Origin of the sequence: Vibrio sp. 10N.261.46.E11 (genome assembly GCF_041472735.1) — a bacterium.
Classification (GTDB): Bacteria; Pseudomonadota; Gammaproteobacteria; order Enterobacterales; family Vibrionaceae; genus Vibrio.
Genome location: NZ_JBFRQW010000054.1, coordinates 1 through 17,024 on the forward strand (window position 1 = coordinate 1; position 17,024 = coordinate 17,024).

Consider the following 17,024-nt stretch of genomic DNA (forward strand, 5'->3'; position numbering starts at 1 on the left):
TCTTCAATTTAAGATTTTGTCGGCTCAACGAATACTGACTTCAAAATCCATTCTCACTCGAAAGTAAAAAGTAATTCTAAAGCTATTATCTTTCCAACAGAAAGATAATGAATTGACTGTGCCAAATACCTTCTTTCTACAAGAGAAAGTAGTTATTCGTATTGGTCACTCAGTTCATTGAAATCAATTTTGATTCCGAAGAATCTGTTTTACTTCTCTTAATAAAAAGGAAAATAAAACGTTTTGATATTCATCAACGAGTGCCCACACAGATTGATAGGTTTAAATTGTTAAAGAGCTTCTCTTCGTTGTGACTTACATCACTTCGGAAGAGGCGGCCATTCTAGCGTTTTAATTCTCAGTGTCAAACACTCATTGAGAATTAATTTCTACTTTCTAAAAGTAGAAGCGAATTATCGCTTAAAGCTAGTTGCCTTACTAACATTCTGCGCTGAAGCCTTATGGCGTCTACCGTGTCAGTGAGGCGGCATTATAGAGACGCAGCTTTTATTGGCAAGCATTAAATGCATTTTTTATTAAAAAAAGAGGTTAAGTGAAGACATTTCAACCAAGGGCTTATTTATACAACTTTCAACCCAAGTTTCGAACAAACTACCCACAAGAACCTGTGGATAACTACTCACCATTATCAAAAAAGTAAGATAAACGAGCCCTAGGGTTTAGATATTCTCTAACTTGCTCCGGTAACTTGCTTGGATGAACTGCATTGACAATTTTTATCTCTTTAGTAAATAGGTCAATGATCGGGGCTTGGGTTCTTGGAACGCTAGGATCATAGATCAGTACGTTCGGATAAAGCATATGTTTGGCATTAACCGAAATCACGATTCCAATTGATTCATTGGAAAGCTGCACGACAGTACCCGGCGGATAGACTCCCATGAACTTAACCAATAGGCTCAAATTATCCTGACTGTATAGATGTTTGCAGTTCTTATATAGGTGGGACAATGCCAAGTATGGGATCATTTGTTGAGATTGCGTTTTACCGTGACAAAGGTTATCAAATGCATTAGCCACTGATACAATCTTGGTCAGCTCATCTATTTCTTCTTCTTTTAAGCCTTCGGGATAACCAGAGCCATCATTCATTTCATGATGTTGAACGATTACTTTTTTGGCACTTTCAGGAAAGTCATCAATTCCAGCGACAATATCAGCACCATACTTGGTATGAAGTTTTAGGTAATTCTCTTCCGGTGTCGTCAGCGTGCTCTGCTTTCTAAGTATTGCAGCTGGTATTTTAATTTTTCCTACATCATGGAACAACGCAGCAAAAGAAAGCGCTTTCAATTGTTGAGTATTGTAGCCTTTAGCTTTACCTATCATTAACGCAACGACAGAGACATTTAATGTATGAAAGTAAATGTCTTCAAAATCACCTTTAGCATTCATAAGATGTAAGGTAACGCTATCGTCACTTGCCAGTATTTCAACAATATCATCAACTAGGCTCTTAACCTCTCCTACCGCATCTATAGGTCGGTTACGAATTTTTGTCATGACTGAACGCATTCGAGCAAGCGAGCGCTCGAACTCTTTCTCACAATGACTGACTCTACGACGGTAAGAGCTTAGGGTTTCGATACGTTCATGCTTATCTTTCCACATCCTTTCAGTTTCAAGGCTTATCTGTAGATCTGAATCGGCACCTTTCTCTATCTCGTGATTAGAGGGTAAAGGTGCAGTATCGCTTTGACTTAGATTTATATAGACATGCTTAATCCCAAGATGCCGAATTATGTTCACTTGAACGTCATCTTTTATTTTGAAGCTGTTGAATAAAAATGGGTGTTCATTCCATTTTAGGGGAAGTCGTATATGTAGGCCGGGCTGGATGCGATCTACAGTAATCTTTATGCTGCCCATATTTATATAATATTGATTAATAATCTATATTTACAATTCTAATAAAACCACGCAGGAATTTCACTATCCAATTTCACAGGTTCAACTTAAAGAATCACAATGCACCATCCAACGAATACCGAACTTATCTTCCACTTTACCAAATCTAGCACCCCAAAACGTATCAGCGAGTGGCGTCATTATTCGCCCCCCTTGTTTGAGCTTCTCAAAAATTTTCTCTTGAGTCGCGGTATCCTCTGTAACCAAGGAAAGTGCCAGATTGTTCCCTTCAAGTTCTTTAGCTTTAACGCCATCAGACATCATGAGCTTCATACCAAATGCTTCGAACTCAGCGTGCATAACCCAATTAGGCTTTGCGCCCTCTATTACCTGAGGAGCATCACTAAAGAGTTGCTTCGATAAAACAACACCACCGAAGCATTTATGATAAAAATCTAACGCTTCACTACAACGGCCATCAAAAAACAAGTAAGGGGTTACTGTCAGCATATGTTTCTCCTCTGTTAGTCCTTTAAACATAGACAATAGACGTGAGAATGACAGATAACATTCTGATTTAAGATAATCAATTTACTAAGGAATCGAATTGCGAAGGAAAACTGCGATATTTTGGAATGGCACAACAAGATCTGACTGATTGGACAGGCATTCCTGCCGCTAAAACGAAGGCAATGCTTTCTGTTCTCCAGATACAACAAAGCCCCGACTTGAGTCGAGGCTTTGTTATTTAAATATGGTACCGGTAGGCGGACTTGAACCGCCACGCCCGAAGGCAACGGATTTTGAATCCGTCGTGTATACCAATTTCACCATACCGGCATTATCTTGGGGCATTACCCTGTCGATGTTTGGCATTATACGTATGCGAACTGATGTGGCAAGTATAAAAACTTGAATTCATGTGTGTTTGCCGATAATTTCGCCACTAAGTCATAAGCTGTGCGTCATGTCTCTTTTCAGGCTAAGCCTTAAACTATATTCTGACGCCTCAATTTTTAAAGAAGTAATAACACATGACATCAACAAACACTCTGCCACCAGCAGGAGTCATGCGCCGATTTGGTGCCTTGTTCTATGACGCTCTGATCGTAATCGCTATTGAAATGATGGAAATGCTACCGCAGAGCTGGCGACGAAATCGATGAACCATATATAGACAGCAAACAACACCTCTACCACTTCAACACACTACCTCTTCAAAATCACGTTGCCTTCGGGCGTGGCGGTTCAAATCCAAATAACATCAAAGTTAAACATTTTCAGATAACCATGCCCACTCGTCAGCGGTCAACCAACCAGAATACTCATTAACACGTGAAACGAACATTTTGTCACTCTCATCTAGGTAAGGCGAAATCATGTCGCGAATCTGTGTTGCATTATAGTGAGTAGAAATGAGCCATGTAGAGTCCATGAAGTGATACCACTTAGAAAAGTTCTTCAAAACTTCATGTACTTTTTCGTATTTCTGCCCCGGAGAATTCAAATCATAACTAACGCAGTAAACCGTCATTTTTAAGTTACCTAATTAAGAATAAAGAGACTTCATGATAAATAGAAAACTGGTTGAGTATCTATGATTCACTTCCCAAAAAAGCCACGACATGCGTGGCGAGCTAACACATTTCAGAAACAGAACGACAGTTAGGAATAATTAAGGGTAAGCACTATGAAGTACTTACCCTTATAAAATCAGAAATTAAACGGTACCACAACATCATCAAATGGAGATACTACCTGCGGCGAGTATTCTATACCTGTGATTTCAGATAACGTTTCAATTGTAACCCCTAACTTTCGAGCCAACATATCAAATGTTATCCCTAAGTCAGACTCTAATACTTCTATAGCCTGATTCATAACATGAGGAGATTCAATTGGGATTAACTCATCTCGACGCTCACCCTTTGTTTGACCAGTCTTACTAAACCAAACATTAGCAGAACGATATTGTTGAGCTGTAATAAAACCTAGAAAATGCGCTCTATATATAATTGCCCTAGCACTCATTTTCCAACGCTGCTTCAAATCATACAAGCGATTCCAACTAATCCCTCGTTGAGTCAAACAACTTGGAAACTCAACCGCAAATGCTTCCCTAGGAAAGAGAAAAGCACTCGCGAACATATCAGCTTCCTTCTCTGTTTGCTTACAACCAGTTTCAACACCATTGTGCATAATCAAATGGCCACACTCATGAGCGATATCAAAACGTAAACGACATACACTGCTTTTTGCATTGTTGCGAATAATAATAGGGTATTTGCGATTGACCGAAAGTGCATCCACTTTTTCTGATACACCATCGAAACAGGTAACTATCGCCCCAGCATTCTCAGCCACATCAATCATGTCGTCTATAGGCGCATCAAGAGGAAGCCCCCAAAACTTGCGAGCACCTTCAGCAATTTTTTCAACAATCGGGGCTGATAGTTCTGGAATTTTATCTGCATCAATCAAGTTGAAGTGATTCTCAGGCAAATCTAAATTTTGGTGAAGTATACCGACTAACTGCTCTAAAACAGTGCTGTACGAAAGAACTCTATTAGCAACTACTGCAGGAGTCGTCTTTCGCTTTCTAAAGTGACATTGCTCGGCTTTTACGTCCCCTGACAAGGGCATATAAAAGAAATCTACAGAGACTCCAAGAAATTCAGCTAAAGCACCAACAACATCATCCGGAGGAGTTCTTGCTTCTCCTTCATATTGATGAATACTCTGACGACTAACAGATACGGCATCTCCTACATCTTGTAAAGTATACCCTTTTAGCGTTCGTGCGAGACGTAATCTCTCACCAACAAAAAATTCACACATTAACGATTACCATTTTGTACATCGCTGTCTTCGTTTGGCTTTTTCTTAACTGATACCTTAGCTTTGTTAAGCTTAGCTGGTTCTGGTAATACTTCAGTGACCTTACTTAAGACAGGAACAGGTTGTTCTAGCGGCACTTCATATGCAGACACTTGCTCTTCATTGAGATATCCCGTAAAGGTGATACGCTCAACATATCGATCAGAATCAACTTCAACCGCAAAAAGCCAGCGAATATATGATGATTCACCGATATCTTCAAACAAAAATGTCATTTGGCGATGTGCTTCAACGCATGCAATTTGACGCCGTTTCCCAGGAGCTCTTGGAGAACCTCGATACATACGAACAGGAACGCCTCCGATAGAAAAAGTGAAGCGACCATCATCTTTTAACATACCAAGCCACGGCCAATTTTCAGTATCTAACGTAGCCCAAATGATCTGCTGACGACAACATTCATAAGCTCTCAATCCCGTAGATCGGGCTGTGTCACCAAGCTCTTCATTATGTAAATCAATAACGTCATCACGGACAGAACGAATTAGAGAAGCGACTTGTTTAATACGTTCAGGCGTCAACTCTGGAACAATATCCCAAGGGTCTTGCATATTTAAGGTTCCTAATAAATATATGTAACGGTGAAATTACATATAATAATATGCTTTTTAGTGATTTTGTCAACACCTTGATCATAAATCACCACCAAACCCACATGTCACCAAAACAAGAACAAGTCAACAGGCGAAGTCTAATAACACTCTAGTCGCAAATACAGTCAGACCAAATCGTTCACCACTAACTACTAGGGTAAATCATATTTAAATCGGACCTCCTAGCGGAGTTATTTATATGTTTAGGTACACTCGATGAAAAACAGCACCGTTTTGAGAGTTCTGATGCGGGATAAGGGTCCTTGGTTTCGGTGAAATTGAAATTTCTCTTACACCAAATGGTCAGCATTAAAATCACCAGACTAGACAATCAACTCCCAAGACCACCAACGCACTATTACAGCAAAGCTTCAAGAAACCATGCTTACTGGAAATTTTCCACCATAGCATTGTAGGCACAAGGAAATCAGTATCACACGGGACCAAGCATTACAGAAGGTGGAACATTCGCTTACAAACACACCCAGCAATCAAGTTGCCATGGTGACCAACTAAGTAGAAACGTTCAATCCTGTTACTTTCTTCTCATTTCCATACATATCGCCACCAATCAAGAAGCAACACGACACTGACCAAGATTTAATACTTATCCCACATAAATACATGGTTAAAGCAGACTATACATTCACCAGACACCGAGCCTAAGAGTACAGCACCAATCACCACAGAGAAGCGGCTAGAAAGACACGTAAGGTGAATACTTCCAATTTATTTACCCTACGAACCTATTTATAAAGCCAGTTTACTACGTTCAGCTTCCATCAACTTCAACACTTTTGCGTATTCATCTTCCATAAAGAACTTCTCAACTTGCATCTCTGGGAACTGATCTTTTACCCACATCAACATAGGAACAAGCTTAGGTGCAGCAGGCAACATATTTTCATACAATTTCCGACCTTTAGAGTTCTCGACATCTTTCTTCGTAATTGGATAACCAGCATCAGTGAACACCTCAGCAATAGCAGCATAAGTGATTCTCTTTCCATCAGAACCAATACGACTCAACCCCCAAGCATCATTAGTTAAAGCAGTCAGGAAATGACGCTTAAAGATACCCTCAGAACTATTGTTCTCGTAATTCTGGCCTTTAACCGTCATAACGGCTTTAATCTTGTAAAAGTCAGTCCAATCATGCCAGTCGTCCATTGTTTTAAGGCAACGAGCATCAATCCGCTTATACTCTTTCGGCTTAGCTTGCTCAGCTTCACCAGTCTCATCTTTCGGTTTCTTAGGCGTTTTTCCTTTTCGCCATGCATCAAACGTAGAGCGAGCAAGCTGACCTTCATCACTGTTAAGCCAAGGAACAGTATCGAAAGCAAGATGTTCCATTACTTCGCCATCTTTCTGGTTTAGCACTTCCATCATTCGTGGGTTCACTGGTTTGCGCTTAAAATCGAACTCTAGATTCAGGAACTTGTCCCTCGTAATTTCCACCATATCCAACTCATGCAGATACATGTCTCGCTCAGATACTAAGGAATTGTTAGATATGCGCTGAGAAGGTTCACGATTAAGGAACAGGTCCACCATCCATTGATTTTCATCCTTGCAATCCCTCGGTGGTTTAACTCCAGCTTTAGCAGTAACAGGTTTTTTACGAAGTTCTACTAAATCAGGCCTACTACCATCACTAGGAAGCATTTCGGCGGTTAACTGTCCTCTCGTCTTCATAGCAATGACCTGCTTAACCTGATGCTTCAAAGCCAGCATGTCCTCATCACCAAACTTACGACATAAATCCCGAAAGCGTGAGGTGACAGAAGGATAGGTTTCTCCACCCAGATGGTATTCATTAATAATCATCCGGCTTCCATCTTCTAAATCAGTAAGCATTCCATCTGTAGTAGCACTGTATACAGTCGCATCACCTACGTTAGCCAATAGCTCAGACAAAACGCCTCTTATAAAGCCAGTCACATGCGAAGCAAAATAAGAGTTAGTCACAGGTGAGCTGGTAGACGGTCTGCTCAACCCTGTTTTGGTATCAAATTTGTTCCGTTGAAATCCAACCTGCTGGCCAATTTTTCCATATAATGTGTTTCCAACGTCCTTACTGATAGCCTCCTTAAAGGTACCTTTGTGCGCTTTCCGAAGCTTACGGATAACCTTGGTAAACGGCTCAAAGATAGGTTCAGCGCCTTCTACCCAAGGAATAATATCACCATACAGAATTTCAATCTCACATCCCATATTAAAAGCGACCGCAATTTCAGGCGCAGTACAGTATGTCTCACCTTCCATCGGGTAATACAAACCATAAGTCTCGGTTCTCACCGGAAGTGATGGAAACCTCGTTCCCTCTTTAAATCTGAAACGTACGTAAGCAAATCCCATCACATGACCAAGGTAATCTTTAATATTGGTTGATGAAAACGCCCTACGATAATCAACAGGTAATATGTCAACTAACCCCGTGGTATACGCTCCAACTAAATCCCAGTCACTTATCACGCCTTTGGGAGATGGACCAAAAACGTAATCTTCATTACGACCACCAAAAAAACAACGTCGAGCAGTCGCTTCATTTCGGTCTCGTTCTCCAGACAGTACTAATAGAGATTTAGGAACAGAACGTTTTGACTTGTCATCCCATTTGTATGTGGTGACCTCTTCCATACCAAATACTTTATTCAGCGCTAGATTTGGCTTTATCTCGGCTTTTTCCCTCTTTTCGTACAGGTCAGCATAAACATTCTTAAACAGCGCAACGGATAAGTTTCCTAGCGTATTCGGTAGATACTTCAATCTATTACGCGCTTTTCTCTTCCCATTAATATTAGACTCAGGTGCAATGACCTCATTTAACTCATTTAATGCAAACTCTTCTGCGAAACGACCATATTTCACGGCAATTTCTGCATCGGTTATGGCGTAAAGCTCATAGGTTCCTTGGTCGTCCCGAAGCAACTCACTCATTCGCTCAATGGAGTAACCTTTTGGTATTTCCACTTTAGGAATACCAATAGCCTCACCGATAACATCAAGTGATGTCCTCCCAGGAGACAAAAACAATGTATCTTTCAGGTGAATAGAGGTCTTTTCTGGCCTCTTATTATTTCCGGTAAACGTTACTTCTTTCGGTTTATATTGAGATGCGCCAATTGACCTCAAATCCAGTCCGTAGTCCCCTCTAGCATTACTCACCGTAGCCATAGCAGCATCGTGTTTTTTGCTGCCTTTTATATTCCAGTAAGCAGCAAATGACGCTAGATCAGCTCGCATAAAGTGGCAATACACAAAGGTGTTAGCGGGGTACTCATCTATCCATCCATGCCGTTTGGCTCTATTAAGGATCTGGAAGAGGTAGTTATTAAACTCGAATCGGTCTTCCTTGGCGGTGCTCTTGGGGTAATCAACGCCTTTATACTCATTACCATCAGGGGTCAGTAAGCAGTACTGATAAGAAAGAATCTTGTTGCACTCATTTTCCTCATCGTACTCCCATTCAGAATCGATTCCGATGTGAACATTGCCACCCTTCGCCTTAAGAAACTTAAATCGACTCTTTCGATCAGTTAGATATTGATCTAGTTCTCGCGACACTTCACCACCAGAGCGAACAGAATCAGATCGTTTCCGTTTCTCTAAATATGCTTTGAGTTCATCAGCACTGTTTTTCTGATTCTCAGGTTCAAAACGGTTATTCCATGTCTCAATCAAGTTATTCAGTTGTGCGGTTTCAGTCGCTCTTTTAGTCGCCTGAACACCTAAAATAGGGGAAAAGGAGGTTGTGTCTGTGATATCTAAATTCGTAGTCATAGGTTTTTTTGTTATCCATAAATTAAAAAGGAGACCCGCCCAATACCAAGTGGATTACCCCAATAACTTCTTCCATTCAGGTTGATAACCTTTCGCCCTTCCGGTCTTCTCCTCTAATGACTTCAATAACTCAGCTTTAATGATCTCACGTTTACCCACGTCACTTTCCGCCACAAAATCAACAATCTGGTCTTTCCTATTCCTTAAGATGAAACCTTCATATGCATTGGTAATCAGCTCTATCGCCATAATTTGCTCTTTTCGAAGGAGATTTCCATTTGGAAGCTCGATAAAGCGGTTACCTTTGACAACCTCACCTTGACTTAATGCATTAGCTAACTTTCTAAAGACATCACCAGCTTCCTCAATAGATTCATACTGTTGAAAATCGATATTCTGAGAATCACTACCGGTCAGTACAATCGTTTCCTCACACAGCAAAGCACCATGTATCGTTTGAATAGATCGCTCATCACCACTTGGAGTTGTAATAAAACCTTTCTTTACCTTCGTTGCCATTTTTTCTTATAGTCCTTATTTAGAGAGAAAAGCATCTTACTACTTTAAAAGAAGCCCACCAGAGTGACATTCGAGAATAAAGTCATCAACTTGCGACATTTTATATCTATTACCGCAATTCAAAACCACCTCATGCCTTATGTACCAGTGGCTAGAGAGAAACCCTAGAAGTTATATATGGGTAAGGAGATTTAGGTTACATATTTGTGTTCGTATTTACCCTCCTGAATTTTTTGCTGTGATAGGGCATCAATATTCACTTACCACAACCGTTCCCAATGTATTAGAGGGTAGAATCAACAAGCAGAAATTAACCTGTGATATAGGAACAAGGAATCTTGATGCCAAGACATCGGTATCAAGAAAAATCCCCCCTCGATGATTGCACAGGGATATCACGCTCCTAATCTCTTACCCATACGCATCATTTAGGACCACCAGTATACACATTAAAATTCAAACACTTAGTCAAAATCAAATTGCGACCACGAGTTAAAAAATCGCATCTAAAGTAACAGTGTGTGTCGAAAAAAGAGAAGAAGCAGAGTTGTCTCCACTCCTTCAATCATTAAAGAACGTCTAGCTCATCCAGAACACCACCGATTAAGGCTCCACTGACAAATCCGATTGCACCACCGAGGACAACGCCTTGAGGACCAAACCTAGCACCTAGAGCAGTCCCGTAATGTGCGCCTTTCAATCCAGTTGAAACGCTTGGCTTAAACCATCTTTGTTGAGGCATGACTCGATCATATGCTTTCATCACGATTCTCCTTTCCTATAGATATGAAAAAAGGCGATACCTTCCGATATCGCCCTTAGATTTTACTAATACAGCTTTAGTGAGAGTGACCGCACACCTGACAGCTACCATCATCATAAGCACGCTCACCACATGCAGGACAGGTTGTAACGAGTGTTGTTATGGATTTAATCGCCATGTAAAGGCTCCTTCTTGTTGGTTTATTAGGTGTTGCGGAGCTCATTGATGTCTCAGCCTAGAGAGTTCCAATTTCGAAACTGAGGCATCGTGAGCCAAGCTCCGCAACAAAATTTATTGTGCTTTACCTTTCTGGGTATCTGGGCCGCATTTCGCCGTATCAGTGACATGACCATTCATGGTTCCACAGACATCCGCTTTCCATTGCACGATGACACCGTAAGACGCTGTATTCTGAATACCTGCCTTGCCATTCCATTGAGGCTCTAGCATCTCTTTCATTTTCGAGATATCGCCCGGATTACCGCCGAACGTGCCACCTGCAAATACTGAAGATGCGAATAGTGAAGTTATACCTAGCAGGATGATTGATGTTTTCATTTTTTGTTTTCCTTAAATACGTAGTGACGCCGCTTATAAGAGACGGCGTTAACGTGATTGATGATCAGTTTAAAGAGGGTGAACGACAGGGTGTGTCGCTCAGATGTAGAAATATTGAAATGATTGATGAATGCCTTGTAAGGCATACCTAGAGGTAGCTAATGAAAGCTATAGCAATATCAGTAACCTTATGAAAATTCGCTAGAAATAATCAGGTTCTTTCCGATCACGACACCACCTGACGAGTGACCTATCTACAATGCGTAGAATGAAAGAGCATGACAAACTAGCGAAACGACTTGGCATCATCCTGACCCGTTTAAATACAGGTGAGAAGTTGCATCTGGACGATTTAAGTCGTGAATTTGGGGTAGCGAGAAGGACGTTAAATCGGGACTTCAATGAACGGTTAAATTACCTACCTATACAACGTGACGGAGCTTGTTACTCGTTAGACCCTAAGTTCTTAGGCAGACAGACCAATAATGAACTATCTCTCCTGCTGTTAAACATGGGATTCGATACTTTGTTTTCAGGTAAGCACTATCTAAGCAATGGCGTATTGAACAACAAAACCACACCGCCCTTTCTCTTCAAGAACCCACAAGTCGAGGACATCAGTGAATGTGCTCCGGTGTTCGAGAAACTTATCGAATCGATACAGCGACGAAACGTGATTAGCTTTAGCCATGAAGGAAAAACCTATGATGAGTTCCACAGCTACAAACTGTTGAATGAACGCGGATTGTGGTTCATTGTCGGGACGTACAGAAACCGCCTAGAGTCACTCAGAGTGGCCAAGATTCGTGAGTTAGTGCGTTACGAGGATAAATACTCTCCTGATTCTAGCGTTGAGCAGAAGCTAACTGGTTGTGGGTATGAAGATGAACGACTCAATCCCGTTGAAGTTCTTATACAGATGAGCACTAAAGTCGTGGGAGCTTTCTTAAATGAAGGTAACTCTGATGACTTCCAAGTATTGAAAGAGCTGGATTCAGGGCAAGTGCTTGTTAGTCACCAGACCAAGAACATTCCAGAATTACTACGTAAACTTAAAACGTGGCTACCTCATGCAGAAGTGCTCTCACCTGACTGGATACGTTACTTGTTGAAGCAAGAGCTCCAAGCGTATCTGGATTCAACCCAGTAGAAGGCACTGAGCTAATTGAAGTACGTTGGTTGGCTTGTTGATGCTTTGTTGAGATGAAATGCAATCACCAATGCATAATGTTGTTTCTGCTCTCTGTTGTAGTCGCTCCATGTCATAAAGAAACCACTATGCAGCGCTTTTTAAGCTTTCTATGTTAGATATGGGAACTAGAGTGTTTTACCAAACTTCGAACCGATACTAGCTAAGGAAAGACTCAAAACGATGCTGTTTTTCGGTGAACGGTGACTAACTAATAAATAACTGCGCTTTGAGCAGGTTGAATATATAGGGGTATTACTATGAGAACTGATGCTAGAACTCTGCTTAAAACCACTGAATCCAGTCCATATCTGTTTATCGTCGATATCACCAATGTCGCTGTGGTGGTTATCTTGAGTCAGATTACTTGGTTATTTTAGTGAGAATGCTTTAATCGATTGGACTTGTCATTGAGCTTATAAATGACAAGTTCCTATTCCAATCAATGCTTATCTCTGTCATTTAGCGAAATACCCATTTTGACCTTGTTTCTAATGCCAAAAGTGAAAGTATCCAAGTTTTCACTCCAAGCTGTAAACATCGAATTAAGGTGCGCTCTTGGCGCTGTAATTAGAACAGATGGCTATGGAAAATCTCCGAGGAAGTCGTTCTCAATACCTCTATACATTACGCGCCATAGCTACACCTAAACACTCACTCCCATTGCTTTCAGATAGCAATGGGAGTCTTTAATAACAAAACACCTGCTACCCCAATGAAAAAGGCTTCCCATCACACCATGAGTTACATGGAGCAATAGGAAGCCTTGGTTTCACTAGGAAGTGAGAGGCGGATTTTATGGTGCATACATGGTGCTTTCAACTTGATTCGTTAGTGATGGACTAATCCACCGTGACTTTTATCTCATCAAAGCAGTCCATTCCGATGTAGCTTAGAAAGTTGGTTTCCCACATCGAATAGAACTCAGCGACACTGGGATCAGTAATGGGAACTTCACCCATGTATCGGATGTAAACTACTCCATGACCAAAATCAAAGTCGATTTCTTTCTCAAGCTCTGGCATCAATCCACAGTAGCTAAAATCAGTGATGTAATCGAAAACCCATTGGTCATTAAGCCTAGTGATACGGATTTCCACAGGATGGTAGCCACCACTCTCAGGACAGTATGATTTTTCTCGAAAGTTAATCACGACCGATTGGATCATAGGTGTCCATTTGCCTGATTCGCTGATCACTCGGTTTAAAGTATCTTGAAGATCGACACTGACTGGTAAAGTCAGCTTATTCTTTGAAAAGCATAGTTTCATAATAAATTCTCTTTTAGTTTGTTAGGGATGCACTCTTGTGTAGTGCGCGGTATGAAAATTGGGAAGTGGCTTGGTTCGAAGTGAGTATTCTGATCCCGTCATTAACTCTTCTACTGATAACTCAAGAAATTTGAAATCCGTCGAGTAGTGATATCAGTGGTGATCGTATTACTCATCGTTCGTTGGAGGTAATCACCTGATGAAGTAAACAGGTTACAACTCATCGACCTAGCAAATTTCTTCTGTCGTCTTACTGTCTGGTAGGGTTATTTTTTCTTAGATGTGGTTTGAGATTTGGCGAGTGCCAGTAATGCACTTTTCTTATCTTCGAAGTCTGTTGAAAGTACATGTAAGTAGCGTGATGAATCAGTCTTTGATGCTAAACCTAAGTCCCGAATTATTACAGAACAGAACGAGTGGTTGTTTGCTGAACCTCCATTAAACAACTGCTTGTACAGCTGACTTTTCCATGGTTTATCTTTCTGAGCTTCTATAATTTCAAGCATGGTATTTACGGATAGCCACTCTTTTGAATGAAGTCCTGAGCCTCCTTGCTGCCCTACAATCCTGAAGTAGAGTTGCTTTTCTTCATTATGCAACGCCACTTCGTACAAAACCTTGCCAGTCCCTGCTAGTTTCGATGCTGCACCTGTTAATACGATTTGTTCGAAATGATTAATCTCTTGGTGTTGATCATCTTGAGTTTCAGCATTAGGAAAGTCTGGGTCGACTTTGCGTTGGTTCATAGATATTCTCCTGTCGGTGATAATGTGAAATATTGCTGCGTGTGTGGCTACTCGCCATCAACCTGAGTCAATAGCGTCTGAATTGGATGAAGTTGAGTGCTGGCATATCCGGCTAGGTAACAACCCGAGCCATAGTCGTTAAGTACACCTAACGCTATGACCATAGAGCCGATAAGCAGCACGTACTCTGGGTGATTAGTGACGAAATCAATCAGGTACTTGGTCTGTTCATCCATATCATCGAGGTCTTGATTGGTATCGCTCTCATCGAACAAAACCAGGGTGATGCCTATTTCGTCCCAACTTTTCTCCAACTCATTCAAATCGCCATCCGTTACTTCAGTTAAATGTGTCATGAGATTAGCCTTATCAGAGCTAGGCAAATTCAAGCCCATCAATTCCGTAAAAGTTTTTATTACTTGCATGTGTTTTTCCTTGTTCCAGATACGAAAAAGCCCCTACTAGCGAGAGCCAGTAGGGGCGTATGTGTAATTTTTATATATGTTTGATTTTAAAGTTAAAACTATCTAACTGATGCGGTGTGCCAGTCTTGGTGCTTGTTCTTTCAGTACCGAGGACAATGTATCCGAACTATTGAGCAGCTTTTGTTTGGAGTGTTTTACATACCTTTGGGTGCTACTCAGGTCTTTATGGTTCATTAGACGCTGCACTGTTAAAACATCAACACCGTTCTCTATTAAATTTGTCGCGAAGCTATGACGGGCCACATGAAAGCAAACTTCGTGAGGGTTCTTGATGCCTGCGCGCTCCTTAATTCGAGCAAAGGCATTTCTAGGTTGTGAGATATGACTTCTCTCCTTACGCCCAAAGAACACGTATGGATTGCCTTTCTGTCTCATGTTTAATAGCTCCCGGAACAGTTCGACCATAAATGGCGTCAGTGGCACTGTCATACTAGATCCGTTCTTGGTATCGGCCACGAACATCGCCTTATCAATCAGGCTAATATTTCGCCACTTAATCGTACGTAATTCAGAATCTCGACATCCCGTAAGGAAAAGCAGAGAAATGAAATTTCCAGTCACGCGGCAATAGTAATCTCGTGATGCACGTATCACTGCTGCTGTTTCTTCCATGGTTAAGTAGCGAGTTCTCATATTATCTGGATTGATAAGCGACACCTTATCGCCAATGTAGGGGATGTCTAAAAGGCGGTATGCTTCCTTTAGGATCGTTTTCATCAAGGCAATAGTACGATCGACCGTGGCTGCTGCGTACTTCTTACCGGGGCGATACTCTGTTGCTAATAGCTTTGCTTGAACTTGGTGAAGATGAACGCCAGTTACCTTATCGATAGGTTTAGTATGTAGGTGCTTCCAGTGCTCAAACCTAGCGATATCATCACGCCACGTTTTCTTACCTTTGCTTTTCTTAGAAACAATAAAGGTATCGTGAAAGAAGTCGTACAAGGTCGGTACTTGAGTTTCGACTTGCTTATCCCTTTCAAGTTTAGGGTCGATACCGTCAGCGATTTGTACCTTTAACTTGCGAGCTTTGTTGCGAACGGTGGGTAAGTCGATATCTGGCCACTGACCGAGTGCAATACTGGATTTATTTTTTGAAATTGGCGATATAAACCTTAGTAGGAAGCGCTTCTTACCAGATTTTCCGATAAGTAATTTCAAGCCCTGTACTTCGGTATCAGAGACTTCATTGTTGGTGGATTTAGAGTGTCTATCGTGGGGTGGAATGTTGTTAAGTTTGGTTGGGGTAAATTTGAATAGTTTACTCATGTGAATACCTCAGTGGTTAACCGAGGTATTTATATATGTTTGATTGTGCAATATTTACTCGAATGTATGGCTTGGGACAGCTACCCAATTATTCTCAAGCCCATCAATCTTATCCAAAATTCTGGAGTCACAACCATCATGAAAGCGCACAATATATTCGTAAACTAGCCCATCATTGCTCTCATTTGTCTCTATTTCGTAATCCCCATCTAGCTCTCTCATTTCGGCAAATGTTAATCCAAGTGTTAATGCGAGTTTCTTATCCCTTTCAAGCTCAACAGCATCGTCCATGACGGTTGGTTTAGGGTAAATCGACAGTTCAATTTTGGTGATACCTTTTTTCTTCCAGTCTCGAAGATAACCAGACCACAAGTTTGCTTTTAGGTTAGAGGATTCGGTAAACCTTTTGGCAACCCACTGAGAGACTTCCCTAGACATATCTGATTTATAGATTGCTACTTCTGCTAATTGATCGCGTAAAAGCAGTCGCTTAAAGTGCTCTTCATCACTAGGGCAAAGAACAATTTCTGGTTTCGATTCTACAGTTCCTTCAACAGAGTCCAGTAGTCTTGATATCACTGTATCTGGAGTATCAAAACCTTCAGCTAACTTCTCTAGTCTGTTGTATGTACTGTCGCTAATTTCTATCTGCATGCTCACCTCCAATCTATGATTAAAACAACTATAGAGCGAATCATATATGATTACAAATATGATTTTATTTAATCCAAAACTAGACAGTAGCGTGACAGTACCTTTTCGGTTTTGCTGTCTTGAGCATTTAACCATCAAGCTTTGAAGATATTTTAAATTAGAGGCACAGTAACGCTTTTCGGTTTACTACTTTGACCGCAGTGACCAGTAAAACTTAGGTTCTGGTTTCGTTGTTCTATGTTTAAGTTGGACAGGAAGTTGTCAGTAGAAGAAAAATAAAAGAAATTAAGAAGGGATATTTTGAAGTGTGATGGAGGTTGTATTTTTACATATTCTGAAAGCAGAAAAGCCTCGATAAAAATCGAGGCTTTTCATTAAAATTCTTTATAAATTAGCAACTTAGGAATTTTTGAATCCGTCGTGTATA

General features: G+C 40.9%; 15 protein-coding genes, 1 tRNA gene and 1 pseudogene. 2 read left to right on the top strand and 15 right to left on the bottom strand.

The genetic code is table 11. From position 1 onward, the window contains the following. Positions 1 to 636: 636 nt before the first annotated feature. From AB4407_RS17050 to AB4407_RS17060, 3 genes are all read right to left on the bottom strand, one after another. Positions 637 to 1,890, bottom strand: coding sequence for an HD-GYP domain-containing protein (locus AB4407_RS17050; RefSeq protein WP_372121405.1), 1,254 nt, complete (start codon positions 1,888 to 1,890; stop codon positions 637 to 639). 81 nt (positions 1,891 to 1,971) lie between these two features. Next, positions 1,972 to 2,379, bottom strand: coding sequence for a VOC family protein (locus AB4407_RS17055; protein ID WP_139685405.1), 408 nt, complete (start codon positions 2,377 to 2,379; stop codon positions 1,972 to 1,974). A gap of 245 nt (positions 2,380 to 2,624) precedes the next feature. After that, positions 2,625 to 2,709 (bottom strand) — tRNA-Leu (locus AB4407_RS17060). Positions 2,710 to 2,903: 194 nt separating this feature from the next. Here AB4407_RS17060 and AB4407_RS17065 point away from each other — a divergent pair. Next, positions 2,904 to 2,999: pseudogene (locus tag AB4407_RS17065) on the top strand (RDD family protein); the annotation flags it as partial. A gap of 140 nt (positions 3,000 to 3,139) precedes the next feature. Here AB4407_RS17065 and AB4407_RS17070 read toward each other — a convergent pair. The 7 genes from AB4407_RS17070 to AB4407_RS17100 all read right to left on the bottom strand — a co-directional run bounded on the left by AB4407_RS17070 (position 3,140) and on the right by AB4407_RS17100 (position 10,983). Beyond that, a complete protein-coding gene (locus tag AB4407_RS17070; RefSeq protein ID WP_010434975.1) occupies positions 3,140 to 3,403 on the bottom strand; it encodes a hypothetical protein in 264 nt (87 codons plus the stop codon). Between the two features lie 179 nt (positions 3,404 to 3,582). Continuing rightward, entirely contained in the window at positions 3,583 to 4,707 is a 1,125-nt protein-coding gene (locus tag AB4407_RS17075) for a helix-turn-helix domain-containing protein (protein WP_372121406.1), read from the bottom strand. Further along, positions 4,707 to 5,318, bottom strand: coding sequence for a peroxidase (locus AB4407_RS17080; RefSeq protein WP_372121407.1), 612 nt, complete (start codon positions 5,316 to 5,318; stop codon positions 4,707 to 4,709). The genes AB4407_RS17075 and AB4407_RS17080 overlap by 1 nt, the downstream gene beginning before the upstream one ends. Before the next feature lie 792 nt (positions 5,319 to 6,110). Next, entirely contained in the window at positions 6,111 to 9,143 is a 3,033-nt protein-coding gene (locus tag AB4407_RS17085; RefSeq protein ID WP_372121408.1) for a DNA polymerase, read from the bottom strand. 54 nt (positions 9,144 to 9,197) lie between these two features. Then, entirely contained in the window at positions 9,198 to 9,662 is a 465-nt protein-coding gene (locus AB4407_RS17090) for a hypothetical protein (protein WP_210446283.1), read from the bottom strand. Between the two features lie 568 nt (positions 9,663 to 10,230). After that, positions 10,231 to 10,425 carry a hypothetical protein gene (locus AB4407_RS17095; protein WP_006074926.1) on the bottom strand — a complete coding sequence of 65 codons (195 nt, stop codon included), beginning with the start codon at positions 10,423 to 10,425 and terminating at the stop codon, positions 10,231 to 10,233. A 291-nt stretch (positions 10,426 to 10,716) separates the two neighbouring features. After that, positions 10,717 to 10,983, bottom strand: coding sequence for a hypothetical protein (locus tag AB4407_RS17100; protein ID WP_372121409.1), 267 nt, complete (start codon positions 10,981 to 10,983; stop codon positions 10,717 to 10,719). 268 nt (positions 10,984 to 11,251) lie between these two features. On the opposite strand from AB4407_RS17100, the gene AB4407_RS17105 reads away from it, so the two are divergent. Next, positions 11,252 to 12,133 (top strand): WYL domain-containing protein, encoded by an 882-nt coding sequence (locus tag AB4407_RS17105; protein WP_210446286.1) that lies wholly within the window; start codon positions 11,252 to 11,254, stop codon positions 12,131 to 12,133. A gap of 881 nt (positions 12,134 to 13,014) precedes the next feature. On the opposite strand, the gene AB4407_RS17110 is transcribed toward AB4407_RS17105, so the two are convergent. The 5 genes from AB4407_RS17110 to AB4407_RS17130 all read right to left on the bottom strand — a co-directional run bounded on the left by AB4407_RS17110 (position 13,015) and on the right by AB4407_RS17130 (position 16,597). Then, the gene (locus AB4407_RS17110; RefSeq protein WP_372121410.1) at positions 13,015 to 13,443 is read right to left on the bottom strand and encodes a DUF2787 family protein; all 429 of its coding nucleotides are present in this window, start codon (positions 13,441 to 13,443) and stop codon (positions 13,015 to 13,017) included. Positions 13,444 to 13,709: 266 nt separating this feature from the next. After that, positions 13,710 to 14,189, bottom strand: coding sequence for a hypothetical protein (locus tag AB4407_RS17115; protein ID WP_372121411.1), 480 nt, complete (start codon positions 14,187 to 14,189; stop codon positions 13,710 to 13,712). Between the two features lie 47 nt (positions 14,190 to 14,236). After that, positions 14,237 to 14,614 carry a hypothetical protein gene (locus AB4407_RS17120; protein ID WP_372121412.1) on the bottom strand — a complete coding sequence of 126 codons (378 nt, stop codon included), beginning with the start codon at positions 14,612 to 14,614 and terminating at the stop codon, positions 14,237 to 14,239. A 102-nt stretch (positions 14,615 to 14,716) separates the two neighbouring features. After that, positions 14,717 to 15,943, bottom strand: coding sequence for a tyrosine-type recombinase/integrase (locus AB4407_RS17125; protein ID WP_372121413.1), 1,227 nt, complete (start codon positions 15,941 to 15,943; stop codon positions 14,717 to 14,719). A 54-nt stretch (positions 15,944 to 15,997) separates the two neighbouring features. Then, positions 15,998 to 16,597: a hypothetical protein gene (locus AB4407_RS17130; protein ID WP_372121414.1), complete on the bottom strand. Its 600-nt coding sequence runs from the start codon at positions 16,595 to 16,597 to the stop codon at positions 15,998 to 16,000. Positions 16,598 to 17,024 lie beyond the last annotated feature (427 nt).

What these genes read in the sequence shown, in the direction of transcription:
- AB4407_RS17050 (WP_372121405.1), bottom strand. Translation starts at nt 1,890, where the DNA reads ATGGGCAGCATAAAGATTACTGTAGATCGCATCCAGCCCGGCCTACAT.
- AB4407_RS17055 (WP_139685405.1), bottom strand. Translation starts at nt 2,379, where the DNA reads ATGCTGACAGTAACCCCTTACTTGTTTTTTGATGGCCGTTGTAGTGAA.
- AB4407_RS17070 (WP_010434975.1), bottom strand. Translation starts at nt 3,403, where the DNA reads ATGACGGTTTACTGCGTTAGTTATGATTTGAATTCTCCGGGGCAGAAA.
- AB4407_RS17075 (WP_372121406.1), bottom strand. Translation starts at nt 4,707, where the DNA reads ATGTGTGAATTTTTTGTTGGTGAGAGATTACGTCTCGCACGAACGCTA.
- AB4407_RS17080 (WP_372121407.1), bottom strand. Translation starts at nt 5,318, where the DNA reads ATGCAAGACCCTTGGGATATTGTTCCAGAGTTGACGCCTGAACGTATT.
- AB4407_RS17085 (WP_372121408.1), bottom strand. Translation starts at nt 9,143, where the DNA reads ATGACTACGAATTTAGATATCACAGACACAACCTCCTTTTCCCCTATT.
- AB4407_RS17090 (WP_210446283.1), bottom strand. Translation starts at nt 9,662, where the DNA reads ATGGCAACGAAGGTAAAGAAAGGTTTTATTACAACTCCAAGTGGTGAT.
- AB4407_RS17095 (WP_006074926.1), bottom strand. Translation starts at nt 10,425, where the DNA reads ATGAAAGCATATGATCGAGTCATGCCTCAACAAAGATGGTTTAAGCCA.
- AB4407_RS17100 (WP_372121409.1), bottom strand. Translation starts at nt 10,983, where the DNA reads ATGAAAACATCAATCATCCTGCTAGGTATAACTTCACTATTCGCATCT.
- AB4407_RS17105 (WP_210446286.1), top strand. Translation starts at nt 11,252, where the DNA reads ATGAAAGAGCATGACAAACTAGCGAAACGACTTGGCATCATCCTGACC.
- AB4407_RS17110 (WP_372121410.1), bottom strand. Translation starts at nt 13,443, where the DNA reads ATGAAACTATGCTTTTCAAAGAATAAGCTGACTTTACCAGTCAGTGTC.
- AB4407_RS17115 (WP_372121411.1), bottom strand. Translation starts at nt 14,189, where the DNA reads ATGAACCAACGCAAAGTCGACCCAGACTTTCCTAATGCTGAAACTCAA.
- AB4407_RS17120 (WP_372121412.1), bottom strand. Translation starts at nt 14,614, where the DNA reads ATGCAAGTAATAAAAACTTTTACGGAATTGATGGGCTTGAATTTGCCT.
- AB4407_RS17125 (WP_372121413.1), bottom strand. Translation starts at nt 15,943, where the DNA reads ATGAGTAAACTATTCAAATTTACCCCAACCAAACTTAACAACATTCCA.
- AB4407_RS17130 (WP_372121414.1), bottom strand. Translation starts at nt 16,597, where the DNA reads ATGCAGATAGAAATTAGCGACAGTACATACAACAGACTAGAGAAGTTA.